This is a genomic window from Roseofilum sp. KMC-1 (genome assembly GCF_057802075.1).
In genome coordinates this window covers 14,814-31,294 of the sequence record NZ_CM173605.1, presented here as the reverse complement: position 1 = coordinate 31,294, position 16,481 = coordinate 14,814, and the positions used below count along the sequence as shown (strand labels likewise).

Sequence of the window (16,481 nt, the reverse complement as noted above, 5' to 3'; positions counted from 1 at the left end):
ACCGGGTTTCTCGCTTAAATCTTTGTAAAGAAATAAATAAGATCTTCCCTATAAATTGTTTAGAGTATCCGTTTCATCCTCAGAAACAGCTTGCAAAACATTGTCATACAGAGATTGATTAACCCAGTATTGAGCTTCCGTTATCATTGAATCTAATAGCGGTTTCACCTTGAGGATAATCTGGTTTTGTTTGGCTAAAATCAAAATTCCTAAAGTGCCAATCACATTCAAATTTAAACCTTGAGCCACTTTCCTGGCTCTTTTTTCATCCAAGACAACCCTAGTTTTTTGTTGAGTCAGTGCTAAAGCAATCACCTCCCTTTCCCCAGCATCTAATTCTAAAGGGATGGAGTCTGGAATTTCCGGCACGGACTTAACTCTAAGCCAACCGGCTTCAATTCCCTTAACAATGGTTTCAGAACTAGGAAATCCTGATTCAACAGTTTCTGAGTAAACCGCTTCGGGAATGACCATCTCAACAAACAGGGATTTTAAGATATCTAAGCGGTTAATACTGGCAAAATTAATCAAAGGTGTAGCATTACAAATGATTTTCACTATCCCACAATCCTGATTTTACCGCTTCAATATCCTCGGCTAAATCATCCTGGTCGTATTGCCGAACAATATGATTTTCACCCAACAGTTTTTGAAATTCCCACACGGAATAATTCAATAACCGACGGGCTTGACTAAAAGTAAATATCTTGTTTTCATAAAGTTGCATAGCAACTTGTTCCAAAACTGCTCTTTCTCCTTGCTCAATTAGTTCGAGAGGAATTTTTATATTAATAGCTGGCATTTACCATCACCTCATCATTTTAAAAGACATTCATTAATCACTCTCGCTACCTCCACCGAATACCTCACCCGGACAGCCGAGGCGTTCTTGAATCAGGGATAAATAAGCCTGCGATCGTTGTTCATCCATAGCCGCGCACCGGGTAGGGGATAGCACACCGATTTTACCCCATGCCCACCACTGAGCAACCCGGTTTCTCCGAGAGGCTCTGAGAATTGGTATAAACTGCAAAAATACTGATTCAAAAGAAAATTCAATATACAGCAAGCATCTAAGTAAATTCTCAGGCGATCGCTCATATTCGGCGAGTTCTCCCGGTTAATAATTCCTGCATCATTCCCGGTTTGATGGCTTGGGAACACCATCCCGATTTTACTCATCCCCCCGACTGAGAAACCGGGTTTCTTTCTCCCAAGTTCTCGGAGAATCTTAGTACCTTAATCCTCTATACGTTGCTACCGTTAACCCTAATAAAAGGGCTGTCCACACCCATCCAGGGATATCTTCAAGGAGGAAAAAAAGTGCGGTTAAGGCCATACCCATTAACCCCAGAAGATAGGCTAGGGCAAAGGTGGCAATCGAAAAGATGATGATCGCAATGATTTCTAACATCTAAGGCCTCCCATACTCTCTCTCATTGTAGCCAAAGGGGGGAATTTTGAGGGATGATTAGGGAGCTTTGCCATAATGGGCGATCGCCTCTGACTGATGCCAACTGCCTTCTTGCACCTTCAGCCATACCCAGAGCTGATCCCCATGGGAAAAATGCCACCATTCACGGGGATGACGCTTAAACCCAGCAAACTCCATAATCCGATCCAGCAGTTGACGGTGTTTATGATAACCCTGCTCCTGGGCAGTCTTCCCTTGAGCATAATAATCGGGAAAGGAACGGGGAGAAATTTCATCAATGGGCGATCCCATATCTACCGGGACTCCCGTCTCATCCACCAGGGTAACATCCACGGCAGCCCCCGTACTATGGGGGGGAGGAGTCGCCGGATCGGGGGAAGGAGCCGCCCAAAACTGATACACCTCCTCTAAGAGGGTTTGCCGTTGCTCCTTGGTGAGGGTTTCCGGATCGAGACCTTGATTTTGGGCCAACTGGATTAAGCTATATTCAACCATAAACTCTTGAACGGCGATCGGTCGATAGGCATCAAAAATCTGAATCTTCCAGCCCGGATGATGGGTTTGCAATTGCTTTTGAGCCATCAAGAGGCGATCGCAAACTGTTTTCCGCAACCAATAGGGGGATTTATCCCCATAGGGTGCGCCCAACTCCTCATAAGGATGAGGTTTAACCACCGCAAAGCACTCTAGAGGAATAGGAACCAAAGGCTCTTGATGATCGGCAATCGGAATCTGCTGATAAGGTTTTAATATCATAAGCCCAATTGTTTCATGACTCACTTTTTCTAGTTCTGGAACCGGATCGTAGCCTCCGGGATGAAATGGATTACACCTTAAAATCCGCGCTCCTGCCAATTGTAACCCCCGCATCGCTCCAAACCGTTCCACTGCTGTCAATGCATATTGGGAGCAAGTGGGATAAAATCGACAACTTGGAGGAAATAGGGGCGAAATTCCCCACCGATAGGCTTTAATGGCGCGAATGAGTAACCTTTTGAGCAGTTGAGTTTCCCAGAGTTTCAGTTTGAGCATCAGCTTCAAGATCGGGGAACGGAGAACAGGAGACCGGTAAAATTCTATCTTGGCCACAGTTAAAGAGCAAAATTATTTTACACTCTAGGTCTCTCCTCTAGACGCTATAGATCTTATCCATTTTGCTTATTCTTTGTCCTTCCCTCTCTGGGAAAAAAATATATCTAAGGTTATATTCTTATTGAACCAGTGTTTGATATAATCAACGCATTTAGTCATTTTATCGGAGAGATAAACCCGTTATGACACTATTGGGTAACCTAATCTGGTTGATTTTTGGTGGCTTAGTCTCTGGATTGGGCTATATTATCGGTGGCATTGGCATGTGTATGACCATTATTGGCATTCCCTTTGGTCTACAAACCATGAAAATTGGTTTTGCCACCTTTACTCCCTTTGGTAAGGACATTGAGGTGAGTCCCCGTGCTTCTGGAGTGATTCCCACAATCTTGAATATTATTTGGGTGATTTTCTTTGGTTGGGAAATTGCCCTGTCTCATCTCCTCCATGGGCTAATTTTGTTCATTACTATTATCGGTATTCCCTTTGCCCAACAGCACTTTAAGTTAATTCCTTTAGCTCTGTTTCCCTTTGGTCGGGAACTTCGTTAGAGTCGGGGATTCTAAGAAAATACCGAAGCTGACCTTCTCGATCGATCCTCTTAAAGTAGACAGTTGCAATTCTGGAATACCCTACTAGGGTTTTTGCTTGTTTTTTCTTCAAAATTAGATTATAACAGCTAACGAACAAGGGATCAGATCCAAAGTAATTGCAGATTTATCCATGGAGACAGTTAGCTAAAGCAGCAAACGGAGATATAACACAATGCATGTAAGTTTTATGGTTTTAACCTTTTCTACCTTGATAGCTGCCTTGTTTAACCCTCTAGTGTCCGATCGGGTATTATCAGAGCAGTCGAAAATGTCGCTATTAGAACAGCTTGAGCAAGATCGAGTGGAGTGTAATCTATTTATGGTTGAGGATAATACTCTACAAAAAGTGTGTCAACTTCGTTAAGGAGGATGAATAAGGGTGTGAAGCTGTTGAGTGAGTCGCGGATACTCAGTAACGGGTAATTCTGGAGAAATGGGTAAATATAGCAGGGTTTTGATCAGTTGTGCAGATTGGGGTAAAGGGTGGCCTTCTGCTGTGGGAATCGCGATTAAACTGGTATTTCCTTGGGTGGCATCAAAGCCAGAAGTCCGCAATTTTTCCATCAGGATTTCAGGGGATGATGTTTGTATGGGAACCAGCCAAAAAGAATGTTGATTAGCGCGATATCCTGGCCAGAATATAGAGTTATTGAGTTGATTTAAAAAGGTTTTTGCTCTAGCGATCCGATCCTCATAATTGGGACAAGTTTGTAGTCGGTGAGCCAGGAATTTTAATAACAGTTGCGGCGGTTTTCGTCTCAGTTGGGGGATGAGTTCTCCTGATTGAAATCCTCTTGCCGTTGCTGCAATCACCCGATCGACATCTTTACCGAGATGTTGGATGAGTTTGACTAAAGCATGATATAGATATGGGTTAGAGATGGCTTTAAGGGCACAATATTTGAGTAGGCGTTGTCGATACCAGCGATCGCCTTTTCGAGGATAGCGATCGCCAATTTTCCTCATTTTCTCCGCCAGCGTATCATCACTAACGATCGCCACACCACCTCCCAACGCGGTACAAGTCTTGATCGGGCCGAAACTAAAGAAACTCACATCAGCCTGTTCATCCCCTAAATAATACGACCCTGCAAAGGCTTGGGCACAATCTTCCACCAAGAGGATCTGATATTGGCGACAGAGGGCAATATAGGGCGCTAAAGGAATAATCGATCCAAACAGGTGAGCAATCACAAAAAGACCGGTCTGAGGCGAAATAAGGCGGCGCAAATGGTCTAAATTCGGAGCTAAGGTATCTAAATCTAAATCAACGGGGACAGGGACTAACCCATGAAATTGGACAATATCCACCATGTGACGTATATTTACCCCACTCATCAGAACTTCAGTTCCTGGGGGTAAGGCCAGTGCTTGCAAGAGTAAATCAAAGGCCGTTCTGACCGATAGGGTAACCTGGATTGAACGGGAAGTAGGCCAATAGGAAGCGATCGCCGCTTCTAATTCTACTTGAGACTCGAACCCCCCCCAAAATCCCCCGATTAGATCGCGCCATTGTACATCTAACCTCAAGCGTGGATAAGTTTTCAATAGCCCGTTCCTATCAGCCAATAGGTCGTCATCATGCCTTTGCCCTTCACTTCAATCTCACCCCGTTTTTCAAATAAATAACGATGTTTGAGCTGTTCATAAGTAGCTTGAGTAACCTGAATTTTACCCGGAACCCCCAAAGACTCCATCCGTGAAGCCACATTCACCGCATCTCCCCACAAGTCATAAATAAACTTGGCAACTCCAATTACCCCAGCCACCACAGGGCCCGTACTCATGCCAATTCGCAATTGTAAAGGTTGACCATTAGGTTGACGGAATTTACTGATTTCCCGTTGCATCTCTAAGGCCATTTGGGCGATCGCCTCCGCATGATCCCGACGAGGAGTAGGAATACCGCTAACGACCATGTAAGAATCCCCGATGGTTTTAATCTTTTCTACCCCATGCAATTGAGCCAATTCATCAAACCGGGAAAAAATCTGATTGAGCAAATTAACCAATTGAGTTGCGGAAATGCCCGAAGACATGCGGGTAAACCCAACAATATCAGCAAACAAAATCGTCACCTCATCAAAGCGATCGGCGATCGCATGTTGTTCCTGCTTCAACCGTTCGGCGATCGCCCCCGGCAACACATTCAACAGCAACTGTTCCGACTTCTGCTGCTCCGCCCTCAACGCCGCTTCCGCCTCCTTGCGCTTCGTAATATCTTCTACCGTGCCCTCACAGAACAGCAAATTCCCCTCCTCATCCCAAACCCCCCTGGCATTCTCAGAAGTCCAAATCACCGTCCGATCCTGACGATACACCTGGGACTCAAAATTAGAGACCGCATTTTCCTGCTCGATCAGCATCATAAACTCCTGCCGACGGCCCGGATCGACATAAAGATTCGTCCCCACATTTCGTAACCGTTCCATTAACTCCTCTGGAGAGCCATAACCATACATGCGAGCCAAAGCCGGATTCGCACTCAAATAGTGTCCATCGGGAGTCAGTTGAAAAATTCCTTCAGCCGCATTCTCAAAAATACTGCGATACTTCTCTTCCGCCGCCCGCATCGCATCCACCACCCGCTTGCGTTCCGTAATATTCCGAGCCACCCAAATCACACAATTATCTGGCATCGGCGAAACACTAGCAGCAAACCACACCTGATTATCCTCATTTTCCCCCATCTCCTGAGAGAAAAATTCTCGATCCTCCTCCATCGCTCCCGGCATCAAAGCAACTGGCAAAGAATACTCCAAATTCATCGTTTGCCCCGTTTCCACCACCCTTTGAATCTGCTGGGCAAAAATCTGGGCTTGTTCTGGAGGAAAAATATCATATACTGTTTTCCCCATGCGATCGGCCGTCGGACTAAACAGCGTCTCCGAATTCGTCGAAACCACCCGAATAAACCGACCTTCAGCATCAAACACCGTAATAATATCCGTCATCGCCGCAAACAGCGCCCGCAGTTCCGCCTCAGACACCCGCAGTGCCGCTTCCACTCGTTCCCGTTCCGCCACCTCCACCGTGAGCTGATCCACCGCCTGCTTTAACTCAACCGTTCTTTCCTCAACTCGTTGTTCCAGCTCCTCATTCAGCCGTCGTAGTTGTTCCTCAGCGTGCTTACGCTCCGTAATATCCTCAACCGTACCCTCGTAATAGAGTAAATTTCCTACCTCATCCCGTACCGCTCGCCCATTCTCGGAAATCCAAGTTAACTCTCCATCCAGCCGACGAATCTGGGACTCAAACCCCACCACCGAATCATACTGTTGGAGCAAATTAATAAATTCTTGCCGTTGCTGAGGATCGAGATAAAGCCGATCTTGAACATTAATTAAAGTATTTTTCAACTCCTCTGGGGAAGCATAACCATAAATCCGAGCCAACGCCGGATTAGCACTCAAATAGTGCCCATCTGGAGTCATCTGAAAAATTCCCTCTACCGCATTCTCAAAAATAGTCCGATACTTATTTTCTGCTTCCCGTAGGGCTTCTTCTGCTTCTTTGCGCTTGGTGATATCAATTCCAACTGTAAAAGCAGCCTGATTATTATCATACTTTTGAGCCACAATCAAAAAGATTCGGTGTTTTCCCTTAATCCGCATCGCCACTTCCCGGAAGGCTTCTTGAGCATCACTAGCAAAGAAATCTTGCACAAACCCATCAAAGCCATCGCTACTGCCTAAAAATCCTAAAGGTTTGCCTGCAAATTCTTCGGGTGGCAAATTAAATATTTCTGCTAAATGTCGATTGACTCCCAGATAGCGTAGATCGTGACTAATCCAAGAAACAGTACCCGGTACAGCTTCTAAAATGGCTTCTAATTGGTCTTTGGCAGTACGCAGAGCATGAAGGGTTTGATAGCGTTCGGCAATCTCTGCTACAAACTGATCGTTAGATTCTTTAAGTGCTGCCGTGCGAGCATCCACCTCAGCCTTGAGTTCGCTGGCAGTCTTTTCCCATCGTCTTTCCCAGTCTGCCTGAGTGGACCGTAGTCGATCTTGCAAGTTCGCTACTTGCTGGCGCAGGGTAACTAATTCCTGCACCAATTGTTCTTTTGTTTTATCATGGTCTCTCATCGGCTGGTGTTTCGGACTGAGTCCGACATGAACAGATACCTCTAAGGAACGGTGCATCATGTTTTTAGGGTTGATAGGGTTGGTATTAGCAAGGCCAATTGGCTTGCTACTCATTGCACCCTGTAGCTTCTGGAGTTCTAGTCATCAGATGGCTCAATGGCAGAACTCATTTCAGAGGGAGTACAGTTACATCCGCTCAGGTCAGGACTGAGATTTGCTCTAATATTGAGCTATGATAATGGATTTTATGATGGCTTAGGGCCATAGAGTTCTCAGTCTATTTAAGTTTTGCTCAAAGATAAAAGGGGTTTATTATCCTCTCTCCGAGGAGATTGTTTCACCAACCGGATAATCTTAGAGGATAGATTAACCTCTGTTGCAATTGAAAGGGCCATGGTAGGATAAGCCTCCGATCGCCTAACTGTTCTATTGTGTCTTTTGACAAGGCTCAACGCCAAGGGGCGATCTGCAAATGGTGTTGGTTTATTTTATAATTCAGGAGTTGACGATGAGCGATCAGCCGATTCCGGTAATTGTCAATGGTGCAGCCGGGAAAATGGGCCGAGAGGTGGTTAAGGCCGTTTCTCAAGCTAAGGATATGAAGTTGATTGGGGGAGTGGATCTCAATCCGGCTCATAATGGTCAGGATGTGGGGGAGGTGGCCGGATGTGGCCCTCTGGAGGTTCCGATTCTGAATCAGTTGGAGTCGATGCTTGCTTATGCCACCCAAGAGCGTGAATTGGGGGTAATGGTGGATTTTACGCACCCGGATTCGGTCTACGAAAATGTACGGAGCGCGATCGCCTACGGAATTCGCCCTGTAGTCGGTACAACAGGCTTGAGTCCTCAACAGTTGCAAGAGTTGGCGGAGTTTGCCGATAAAGCGAGTACGGGATGTTTGGTGATTCCCAATTTCTCGATTGGTATGGTTCTCTTACAACAGGCCGCTATCCAAGCATCGAAGTATTTCGATCATGTGGAAATTATTGAACTTCATCATGACCAAAAAGCCGATGCTCCCAGTGGAACGGCGATTAAAACGGCTCAATTGTTGGCTGAATTAGGCAAATCTTATAATCCTCCCAAGGTGAAGGAGAAGGAAAATTTGGCGGGAGCTAGGGGAGGTTTGGCTGATGAAGGAATTCGGATTCATAGCGTGCGTCTTCCGGGATTAATTGCCCATCAGGAGGTGCTGTTTGGGTCTGGTGGAGAATTGTATACTTTGCGCCATGATACCAGCGATCGCCTCTGCTATATGCCTGGCGTACTTCTAGCCATCCGTAAAGTCTTAGAACTGAAAACCCTAGTTTATGGCTTAGAGAAAATTCTTTAGTGGGCAATAGGGAATAGGGCATCAGAAAAACTGAGTTTTGCTCTTTTTCCCATTCCCTATTACCAGAGCAATCGGGTTATGGAGGTTCTTTAGAGAGGAATGGATGAAAAAAAGTGTAGTGTGATACTAGAATTAAGCCATTTTTCTACGGAGACTTGATAAAAACTAAGTAAACCTAGGGAGAAATATGTAGATTCCGTAAAGATTAAAGAATTGATGAAGACAAATGAACAAGTGGTAAATTAGGATCGGAACAGGTGTAGGTAACAGGGTGAAGCCGTAAAAAGGCTGACTCAAGCCCCCAAAAACTTGCTCGCAGATGATTGAGGTCGGGAGAAAAACGGAGATGGTGTGCAATGAAAGCCATAGAGAATCCATACCCAACGATATCGAATCCTGGGAAATCAAAGGAGTTTTTGCCATTTCTCCCCAGAAAAAAAGTGCATTAATCCTTTGTACCGATTATTATGCTGAGTTTCTCGGCCCAGGAGCGGCAATTACCTCCCACGAACAAGGCCGAGAATTGGTTTTTATTGGTTCCCCCGAACTGTTACCGATTACCAACCGCCAAGACTACCATCGAGCCTATAGTATGCGTCTGCAATGGATGCGCTGGTTGCATAAACTCACTTGTTTTTCTCCTAATCCCTTCTGTCGAACCGAAAAACTGCTATCAAGTCTAGAAGCGTTCTTTGGCCAAGAAACCGTTCAAGAGATTAATCATCAAGTGCTGGCTCAACTGATTGGAGTGTTACCTCAAACGGTTACGCAAGTGTGTAATAGCCGGTATTTTACCTCAGAAACTGATGTCAAAGGGGTCTCCTATTGGCGAAAAATCAATTTCGATCGTGCCCTAGAAATTCATACCCTTAAACCTCCATCAAAGAAAGAACTTTCAATTAAAAATTAGGTTTTAATTTTTAATTATTTACGATAGAATAGGAAAGTTGGCGAAAATCACCCTGGATGGATAATGTCTAGTTCTGTCCCTGAAGAAGTTAGTTATCCGCGAAGACAACGGCAGTTGCAAAGCGTCATTTTGAAGCTGGGGTTATCGGAAAGCGCCCCGGTACAATGGCACTTACTTGATAGAGCGCTCACCCATCCAAGTATGTCATCGACAGACAACTATGAGCAGTTGGAGTTTATTGGCGATGCAGTGGTTCGGATTGCGGCTTCAGAATTATTAATGGAATTGTATCCGAATGCATCAGTTGGGGAGTTTTCAGCGATTCGGAAAATTTTGGTGAGCGATCGCACTTTAGCCCAATTGGCCGATAGTTACAGTTTAGAGCAATACTTGCTCATGGATCGAGGAACAGCCAGCGATAAACTCGGCCGTGCTTCCCGTCTAGCCGATGCTTTTGAAGCGATTTTAGGGGCACTGTATTTGAGTACCCATACCCTGGAGTTGATCCGACCTTGGCTCGATAGCCATTTTATCACCCTGTCTACGGAGATTCGTAAAGATCCGGCTCGCCGAGATTATAAATCAGCTCTGCAAGAATGGACTCAAGCAGTTCATAAAGTGTTACCAGAATATAAACTGATTACGGTAGAATCGCAAAAACGGACAGCCGAACCGTTTACAGCTCAGGTTTGGGTGCAAGGAGAACCCTATGGTATGGGAAAAGGGCGATCGCGTAAAGCAGCCGAACAAGCAGCCGCTAAAGATGCCTTATTCAAGATACAAACGATTGAAGAGGGGGAAAATAAGTAGAGCGTGGAGAAACCATCTAAAATTGCCATTTTAGGCGCGGGTCGATGGGGCAACCATTTAATCCGTAATTTCTGGGAGCATCCCCAGACGGAAGTAGTGGCGGTAGTAGACCCCAACCCTAGCCGACTAGAGGCGATTCAAAATCGGTATAGTTTACCGGACTCCGTGGAGTTAACCCACGACTGGCAGGGGATTTTAGCTCGTCCAGAAGTGGAATTAGTGGCGATCGCCACCCCCGCCTCCACCCACTATGAGATCATTAAATACGCCCTGACTCAAAATTGTCATGTATTAGCGGAAAAGCCCCTCACCCTCGATGCCACAGAATGCATAGAACTGTGCCATCTCGCGGAAAATCAACAACGCCAGCTTGTAGTCGATCATACCTATCTTTTCCATCCTGTGGTGCAACGAGGAAAAGAACTCCTCTCTTCTGGAGCAGTTGGAGAGCGACGCTATGGATATGCCACCCGCACCCACCTCGGCCCCGTCCGTCAAGATGTAGATGCACTCTGGGACTTAGCCATCCACGATCTGGCCATCTTCAACCACTGGTTAGGCGAAACCCCCGTAGAAGTTGACGCTACCGCCGACACCTGGTTACAACCGGGTTTACCCGATGTAGTTTGGGTCAAACTCATCTATCCAAGCGGCTTTAAGGCTACCCTCCACCTCTGTTGGCTCAACCCCGATAAACAAAGACGGTTAGCCCTAGTTGGGTCTCAAGGAACCCTAATTTTTGATGAACTCAGTTCCGATCCTCTGGTGGTGCAACAGGGACAGTTTGAAGCTCAAGACGAAAATTTTACCCCTGTAGGGATGAACCGGGAAGTCATCTCCACACCGCCAGGAGAACCCTTAAAAGCAGTCTGCGATCATTTTCTCCATTGTGTACGCTATAATCAACCCTCTACCCACTCCTCCGGATGGGTGGGAGCCGACTTGGTTCGCACCCTGCAACAAATTCAATTAAAAATTAACAGCTAATCCGGTTAAATTGTTAATGATTAATGGTTAATTGATATCACTGTAGTAGGGTGAACCCGCCCCTACAAAACAACTTTTTCCCAGGTAACCGGCAGGGTGGGTAGGAGATCTCACCCAAAGTTGAATCCGATCGCTCTTTCTCCTACCCAGACTAGAATTCTCATGACTTAAAATTTTTGATAGACTACCGTTAAGATACTCAGGAGTGCCAACCTACCCATGACACAAGTTCAAGCCAAGGCAGCCCAAGCTGCAAAAGCCGCCCTAGAATCCTACCAATTTGAGGTCAGTTCCCCGCAAGACTATGATTGTCTGATTAAAATTCAATCCTGTGGGCTTTGTCATTCGGATCTGCATATCATAGACAATGATTGGGGCGTATCTCGTTATCCCGTGGTTCCCGGCCATGAAGTCATTGGAGAAGTGCTGGAAGTCGGGTCTCAAGTCCAACACCTGAAAGTCGGCGATCGCGTAGGAGTGGGTTGGCAAAAAAGCTCCTGTCTCCAATGTCCCCAATGTCTCAAAGGCAACGAAAACCTCTGTAAACAAAACCGGGCCTTAATTATCCCCGGCCCCGGTGGTTTTGCCAGCCACCTCCTCACCGATGCTCGCTTTGTCTTCCCCATTCCCCAGGAGATTGACCCCACCCATGCCGGGCCCCTACTATGCGGGGGAATCACGGTATATTCAGGTCTGCGTCATGCAGGGATGACTTCCGGACAGGAAATCGGCATCATTGGGGTTGGCGGTTTGGGCCACATGGCGGTTCAGTTTGCCCATCGTTTAGGAAACCGAGTGACGGTTTTCACCACGTCTGAAGATAAGGCGGAATTTGCCAAGGAACTCGGAGCAGATGAAACCATTGTCGTCGGTCATGGCGAAAGTCCACCGGCTCCTAAAAACCGCTTGAATATCCTGTTGAGTACCGCTCCCGCTAACTTGGATTGGGCCGCTTATGTGGAATACTTAGATGCAGATGGCACGCTCTGTTTTGTGGGAGTGAGTGATGCTCCCTTAACTCTGCCTCTATTTTCCCTACTTCCTCAGCGTCGTCGGATCATGGCATCTCCTATCGGTGGCAGAGCAATCATGAATGAAATGCTCAATATTGCCGCTAAACAGAAAATTGCACCCATTATCGAGACCTATCCCCTAGAAGAGATTAATATAGCATTGGATCGAGTGCGATCGAATCAGGTGCGATATCGTGCGGTACTCACCATGGATTAAACTTAAACAGTCTAGATCCTTTCTGGCTGTTCCTGCTTACCTCCGAACTCATTGCTCAGGGTTCTCACTATGTCTCAGACCGCAACTAATCAAATTAATCGGGAAACCAATGTCGAATTAGATGTTGAGCTTCGCAAAGTCTTTAAGGTGTTTGGCTCAGAAACGGCTGTCCGAGGTGTAAACTTAAATATTCACTCTGGTGAATTTTTTAGTATCCTCGGGCCCTCTGGGTGTGGAAAAACCACGACGTTAAGGCTGATCGCTGGCTTTGAAATGCCCTCTGCTGGAGAGTTATTGCTTCAAGGGCAGTCAGTGAATCATGTGCCCCCTTACCGTCGTCCGGTGAATACCGTGTTTCAAAGTTATGCCCTGTTTGGACATATGAATGTTTGGGAGAATATTGCCTTTGGACTGCGATTGAAAAAGCTGACTAAAGCGCAAATTGAAGACCGAGTGAAGGAAGCGCTGCGGTTGGTGAAAATGGAAGCGTTTGCCCATCGTTTGCCCAAACAAATGTCAGGGGGACAGCAACAACGGGTGGCTCTAGCTAGAGCATTGGTGAATCGACCGGCGGTGTTGTTATTGGATGAACCCTTGGGAGCGTTGGATCTGAAATTACGCAAAGAGATGCAGGTGGAATTGTCTAATTTACATCAGGAGTTAGGGCTAACGTTTGTGATGGTTACCCATGATCAGGAAGAGGCTCTTTCTCTTTCCGATCGCATTGCGATTATGCGGGATGGTAAAATCGAGCAAATTGGCTCTCCGAGCGAGATTTATAATCGCCCAGCGACTGCCTTTGTGGCTGATTTTATTGGCGATACCAATTTGTTTAAAGGTCGCAGCGCCTCCCTAAGTTCAGGAGCGGTTGAGGTGCAAACTGAGAAGGGATTGAAGATTTGGGCAGCGTCAGAGTTAAATGGTAGTAAAGGTGCAGGCGATCGCCTGGTGGTGAGTGTGCGACCGGAAAAAATCCACCTCAGTTTGACTCCTCCAGAGGGCGATCGCAACTGTTTTGAAGGCCGCATTAAACATACGATGTTTATGGGAACCCATATTCAATGTGTGGTGGAATTGGTTTCAGGAGACCAAATTACTGTATCCCAACCGGTTCGTGAGGGAGGGGCTTATTCTGAAGCTTTGTCGAATCCCGAAACTGCCCTATATGTCAATTGGCAGCCGATGGATTGTTTGGCTTTGCATGAATAATACCATCTAAACTGTATTAAAAGTAAGGGTTGCCCATGCATCAACAGGATAAGCCGGATCGTCTTTCATCTTCTCGTCCGATCAACCGTCGCCGCTTCTTGCAGGGGGCCACTTCTGCTTTAGCTGGTTTAGGGTTATCCTCTTGTGGTTGGACATTGGCAGATGTGCAAACTCGGAGCCTGCAACAAGGAGAGAGTAATAAACTTTATATTTATACCTGGGCGGGTTATACCGATGAAGATTTGCTGACCCACTTTGAGCAACAAACGGGGATTCATGTGATTGCCGATGTGTTTGATTCTAATGAGGCAATGCTGGCGAAAATTTTAGCTGGTGGTGGTGGTGCTTATAGTATCATTTATCCCTCGGATTATATGGTACTGAAAATGGTGGAGGATAATTTATTAACTACTCTAGATCTCAGTCGTATTGAAGGCTTAAATCAGCTTTTTGATAATTATCAGAATCCGCCCTATGACCCTGGCAATGCTCATAGTATTCCCATTAGCTGGGGGACAACGGGGTTAATCTATAATCGCCAAGCCTTAAATGGGGAACCGGAAAATTGGGAATATTTGTGGCAGAATCAATCCCAATTAACTCGCCAAGTGACGCTGCTTAATGATGTGCGTGAGGTGATGGGGGCAACCCTGAAACATTTGGGCTATTCGCTCAATTCGGAAAATCCCCAGGAGATTGAAGAAGCTTATAGAGCGCTGGTGGAACTGAAACCGGCGATCGCCTCCTTTACCTCTGACGCTTGGCGACCCCAAATTCTCACCGGCGATCTGAAAATTGCCATGGGCTATTCCGTGGATGCTAGTGAAATTATGGGAGAAGATGAAAACTTGGGCTATGTAATTCCTGAAAATGGTTCTTCTCTGTGGACAGATACCCTGGTCATTCCTAAAACCGCACCCAACCTCGATGCCGCCTATGCTTGGGTTAATTTTATGTTACAACCGGCAGTGGCCGCAGAAATTACTAAGCGTCTCAGTTTTGCTACAGCCAACCGAGTAGCCTACGAACAATTGCCAGAGGAGATTCAACAGGATACCACCTTATTTCCGGCTCCAGAGATTTTAGCTAAGTGTGAAAGTGTCTCACCGGTGAAAGAGGATATTACTCAACTGTATGACCGCTATTGGACTCGATTAACCAGTGGTTAAACGAGCTATGAAAGATTAAAGCTAAAATTTCTTGCCTTACGTCTGATGTGAATTAAATGCTCAAAGCCTTGATTTACGGTTATATCTTCTCCCATTCCCCATTCCCCCATTCCCCATTCCCCCATTTCCTATAATCTACATTAGCCGTAACTTCTGGTATGTCTTCCTCTCCTCCAACTGTTCCTTCTGAATCCAACTCAACTGAAATGCCGATTTCTAAACGCCGTTGGTCAACTTGGATTGGCCCCAGCGTCCTCCTAGGGCCTGCTGGTTTGTGGCTCTTGATGCTTTTAGTATTACCCACTCTGGTGATTTTTGAGTTAAGTTTAGTACCCAATATTCGACCAGGGGATGTGGTCAATCCTTCCGGATTGGAGAATTATTGGCGGGTGTTTCAACCGGTGTATTTGCAAGTGATTGGGCGATCGCTCTTTTTTGCGATCGGAACAACCCTAATTTGCCTGCTCTTGGGTTTTCCGGTTGCCTACTGGATTGCCCTGAATGCCCCCAAACGCTGGCAAAATTTAATCCTCTTGGGCTTTGTCTTGCCCCTCTGGACTTCTTCCCTGTTGCGCTCCTATGCTTGGATTACTATTCTCCGACGGACAGGGGTATTTAACAGTATCATTACCAGTATCGGCTTGCCTCCCTTAAATCTCCTCAATGAATGGCCAGCCGTTCTCATTGGCATGAGTTACAGCTTTTTGCCCTATATGGTGTTAATTCTTTATTCAGCCCTGGAAAAGCTGGATAAACGGTTATTAGAGGCTTCCGCCGATTTGGGGGCAACTCCCATCCAAGGATTCTGGAAAATTACTGTTCCCCAAACCTTCCAAGGGATTGCTGCCGGAAGTTTATTGGTTTTTATTAGTAGTTTGGGCGATTTTGTCAATCCAGAGCTACTCGGAGGGGCATCGAGTATGACGGCTGCTCGCTTGGTTTATAACCAGTTTCTGGGGGCGACTCAGAACTGGGGGTTTGGCTCGGCGCTCAGTATGGTGGTCATTTTAGCCGTCAGTTTGGCGATCGCCCTTTTAATCAAATATGGTGACCCCACCCCCCAAGCCTAGAGAGCTAAAGACCGGGATAACGCGACCGAGTGAAAATTCACTCAGAGCAAGGATGATGGGCAAAACCCATCATTTTTAATGTCTAAATGGTTCAGCGATCGGGGCGATCTGGATCACAGTCCCCTGTGACTAACATCATATTGACAAATATTGCAAGATTTTGTTACATTAGTTTACAAGAAACGAAACAAAAGTTCACACAAAGGAGAACACCATGGTTAACTTAGTCATTCTTTCCTTACTCTTCGTCGCTGGTTGGGTCGCTGCTTCCGTCATCGGAACTCAAGCCTACTTCATGGGCGAACAAACCAAATCCATCCACGAACGCAATTGGGATTCCGACGGCTTCAATAGCATCGCCAAATCCGTAACCGGTCAAGAAACCGACTACACCAACCGCGTCCCCGGATACAGCTTAGATAGCTATGGCAGCAACAGCCTGTCCAGCTAGTTATGCTGGTAGCGTGAGTTCCTTAACTTCCCGTACTCACCTCCATTTCATAACGCTAACTCCTTTTCTGGAGTTAGCGTTTTTTGTCTCTAAACCCCTATTCC

At 46.2% G+C, this 16,481-nt stretch carries 18 protein-coding genes; 11 read left to right on the top strand and 7 right to left on the bottom strand.

The features are described from left to right. Positions 1–48: 48 nt before the first annotated feature. From AC3FZD_RS00170 to yidD, 5 genes are all read right to left on the bottom strand, one after another. On the bottom strand, positions 49–558 hold the full coding sequence (locus AC3FZD_RS00170; protein WP_488738191.1) for a PIN domain-containing protein: 510 nt from the start codon (positions 556–558) through the stop codon (positions 49–51). Next, entirely contained in the window at positions 542–802 is a 261-nt protein-coding gene (locus AC3FZD_RS00165) for a UPF0175 family protein (RefSeq protein ID WP_488738190.1), read from the bottom strand. The genes AC3FZD_RS00170 and AC3FZD_RS00165 overlap by 17 nt, the downstream gene beginning before the upstream one ends. A 92-nt stretch (positions 803–894) precedes the next feature. Next, complete coding sequence (locus AC3FZD_RS00160) at positions 895–1,182, bottom strand: hypothetical protein (RefSeq protein WP_488738189.1); 288 nt, start codon at positions 1,180–1,182, stop codon at positions 895–897. A 49-nt stretch (positions 1,183–1,231) separates the two neighbouring features. Continuing rightward, positions 1,232–1,414: a hypothetical protein gene (locus AC3FZD_RS00155; protein ID WP_488738188.1), complete on the bottom strand. Its 183-nt coding sequence runs from the start codon at positions 1,412–1,414 to the stop codon at positions 1,232–1,234. Positions 1,415–1,471: 57 nt separating this feature from the next. Continuing rightward, entirely contained in the window at positions 1,472–2,524 is a 1,053-nt protein-coding gene (gene yidD, locus AC3FZD_RS00150; protein ID WP_488738187.1) for a membrane protein insertion efficiency factor YidD, read from the bottom strand. 185 nt (positions 2,525–2,709) lie between these two features. Here yidD and AC3FZD_RS00145 point away from each other — a divergent pair, with 185 nt between their 5' ends. Both AC3FZD_RS00145 and AC3FZD_RS00140 read left to right on the top strand, forming a co-directional pair. Continuing rightward, complete coding sequence (locus tag AC3FZD_RS00145) at positions 2,710–3,078, top strand: YccF domain-containing protein (RefSeq protein WP_488738186.1); 369 nt, start codon at positions 2,710–2,712, stop codon at positions 3,076–3,078. Positions 3,079–3,292: 214 nt separating this feature from the next. Beyond that, a complete protein-coding gene (locus AC3FZD_RS00140; protein ID WP_488738185.1) occupies positions 3,293–3,484 on the top strand; it encodes a hypothetical protein in 192 nt (63 codons plus the stop codon). Here AC3FZD_RS00140 and AC3FZD_RS00135 read toward each other — a convergent pair. Both AC3FZD_RS00135 and AC3FZD_RS00130 read right to left on the bottom strand, forming a co-directional pair. Next, the gene (locus tag AC3FZD_RS00135; protein ID WP_488738184.1) at positions 3,481–4,668 is read right to left on the bottom strand and encodes an aminotransferase class V-fold PLP-dependent enzyme; all 1,188 of its coding nucleotides are present in this window, start codon (positions 4,666–4,668) and stop codon (positions 3,481–3,483) included. The genes AC3FZD_RS00140 and AC3FZD_RS00135 overlap by 4 nt on opposite strands. Continuing rightward, positions 4,665–7,268, bottom strand: coding sequence for an adenylate/guanylate cyclase domain-containing protein (locus AC3FZD_RS00130; RefSeq protein ID WP_488738183.1), 2,604 nt, complete (start codon positions 7,266–7,268; stop codon positions 4,665–4,667). The genes AC3FZD_RS00135 and AC3FZD_RS00130 overlap by 4 nt, the downstream gene beginning before the upstream one ends. A gap of 448 nt (positions 7,269–7,716) precedes the next feature. Between AC3FZD_RS00130 and dapB the strand changes: the two genes are divergently transcribed. The 9 genes from dapB (at position 7,717) to AC3FZD_RS00085 (ending at position 16,377) form a co-directional block, all read left to right on the top strand. Further along, on the top strand, positions 7,717–8,541 hold the full coding sequence (gene dapB / locus AC3FZD_RS00125) for a 4-hydroxy-tetrahydrodipicolinate reductase (RefSeq protein WP_488738182.1): 825 nt from the start codon (positions 7,717–7,719) through the stop codon (positions 8,539–8,541). A 346-nt stretch (positions 8,542–8,887) separates the two neighbouring features. Next, positions 8,888–9,451 (top strand): hypothetical protein, encoded by a 564-nt coding sequence (locus AC3FZD_RS00120; protein WP_488738181.1) that lies wholly within the window; start codon positions 8,888–8,890, stop codon positions 9,449–9,451. Positions 9,452–9,514: 63 nt separating this feature from the next. Continuing rightward, complete coding sequence (gene rnc / locus AC3FZD_RS00115) at positions 9,515–10,261, top strand: ribonuclease III (RefSeq protein WP_488738180.1); 747 nt, start codon at positions 9,515–9,517, stop codon at positions 10,259–10,261. A gap of 3 nt (positions 10,262–10,264) precedes the next feature. Further along, on the top strand, positions 10,265–11,248 hold the full coding sequence (locus AC3FZD_RS00110; protein ID WP_488738179.1) for a Gfo/Idh/MocA family protein: 984 nt from the start codon (positions 10,265–10,267) through the stop codon (positions 11,246–11,248). Between the two features lie 219 nt (positions 11,249–11,467). Next, on the top strand, positions 11,468–12,478 hold the full coding sequence (locus AC3FZD_RS00105; protein ID WP_488738178.1) for an NAD(P)-dependent alcohol dehydrogenase: 1,011 nt from the start codon (positions 11,468–11,470) through the stop codon (positions 12,476–12,478). A 69-nt stretch (positions 12,479–12,547) separates the two neighbouring features. Continuing rightward, positions 12,548–13,687 (top strand): ABC transporter ATP-binding protein, encoded by a 1,140-nt coding sequence (locus tag AC3FZD_RS00100; protein ID WP_488738177.1) that lies wholly within the window; start codon positions 12,548–12,550, stop codon positions 13,685–13,687. A 35-nt stretch (positions 13,688–13,722) separates the two neighbouring features. Continuing rightward, on the top strand, positions 13,723–14,856 hold the full coding sequence (locus AC3FZD_RS00095) for an ABC transporter substrate-binding protein (protein ID WP_488738176.1): 1,134 nt from the start codon (positions 13,723–13,725) through the stop codon (positions 14,854–14,856). A gap of 206 nt (positions 14,857–15,062) precedes the next feature. After that, positions 15,063–15,926: an ABC transporter permease gene (locus AC3FZD_RS00090; RefSeq protein ID WP_488738175.1), complete on the top strand. Its 864-nt coding sequence runs from the start codon at positions 15,063–15,065 to the stop codon at positions 15,924–15,926. 214 nt (positions 15,927–16,140) lie between these two features. Then, positions 16,141–16,377: a photosystem II protein, Psb35-related gene (locus AC3FZD_RS00085; protein ID WP_488738174.1), complete on the top strand. Its 237-nt coding sequence runs from the start codon at positions 16,141–16,143 to the stop codon at positions 16,375–16,377. Positions 16,378–16,481: the final 104 nt, after the last annotated feature.

Excerpts from the sequence above, each read along its gene's own strand:
- AC3FZD_RS00165 (WP_488738190.1), bottom strand. The coding sequence starts at position 802 with ATGCCAGCTATTAATATAAAAATTCCTCTCGAACTAATTGAGCAAGGA.
- AC3FZD_RS00160 (WP_488738189.1), bottom strand. The coding sequence starts at position 1,182 with ATGAGTAAAATCGGGATGGTGTTCCCAAGCCATCAAACCGGGAATGAT.
- AC3FZD_RS00155 (WP_488738188.1), bottom strand. The coding sequence starts at position 1,414 with ATGTTAGAAATCATTGCGATCATCATCTTTTCGATTGCCACCTTTGCC.
- AC3FZD_RS00145 (WP_488738186.1), top strand. The coding sequence starts at position 2,710 with ATGACACTATTGGGTAACCTAATCTGGTTGATTTTTGGTGGCTTAGTC.
- AC3FZD_RS00140 (WP_488738185.1), top strand. The coding sequence starts at position 3,293 with ATGCATGTAAGTTTTATGGTTTTAACCTTTTCTACCTTGATAGCTGCC.
- AC3FZD_RS00130 (WP_488738183.1), bottom strand. The coding sequence starts at position 7,268 with ATGATGCACCGTTCCTTAGAGGTATCTGTTCATGTCGGACTCAGTCCG.
- dapB (WP_488738182.1), top strand. The coding sequence starts at position 7,717 with ATGAGCGATCAGCCGATTCCGGTAATTGTCAATGGTGCAGCCGGGAAA.
- AC3FZD_RS00120 (WP_488738181.1), top strand. The coding sequence starts at position 8,888 with ATGGTGTGCAATGAAAGCCATAGAGAATCCATACCCAACGATATCGAA.
- rnc (WP_488738180.1), top strand. The coding sequence starts at position 9,515 with ATGTCTAGTTCTGTCCCTGAAGAAGTTAGTTATCCGCGAAGACAACGG.
- AC3FZD_RS00105 (WP_488738178.1), top strand. The coding sequence starts at position 11,468 with ATGACACAAGTTCAAGCCAAGGCAGCCCAAGCTGCAAAAGCCGCCCTA.
- AC3FZD_RS00100 (WP_488738177.1), top strand. The coding sequence starts at position 12,548 with ATGTCTCAGACCGCAACTAATCAAATTAATCGGGAAACCAATGTCGAA.
- AC3FZD_RS00095 (WP_488738176.1), top strand. The coding sequence starts at position 13,723 with ATGCATCAACAGGATAAGCCGGATCGTCTTTCATCTTCTCGTCCGATC.
- AC3FZD_RS00090 (WP_488738175.1), top strand. The coding sequence starts at position 15,063 with ATGCCGATTTCTAAACGCCGTTGGTCAACTTGGATTGGCCCCAGCGTC.
- AC3FZD_RS00085 (WP_488738174.1), top strand. The coding sequence starts at position 16,141 with ATGGTTAACTTAGTCATTCTTTCCTTACTCTTCGTCGCTGGTTGGGTC.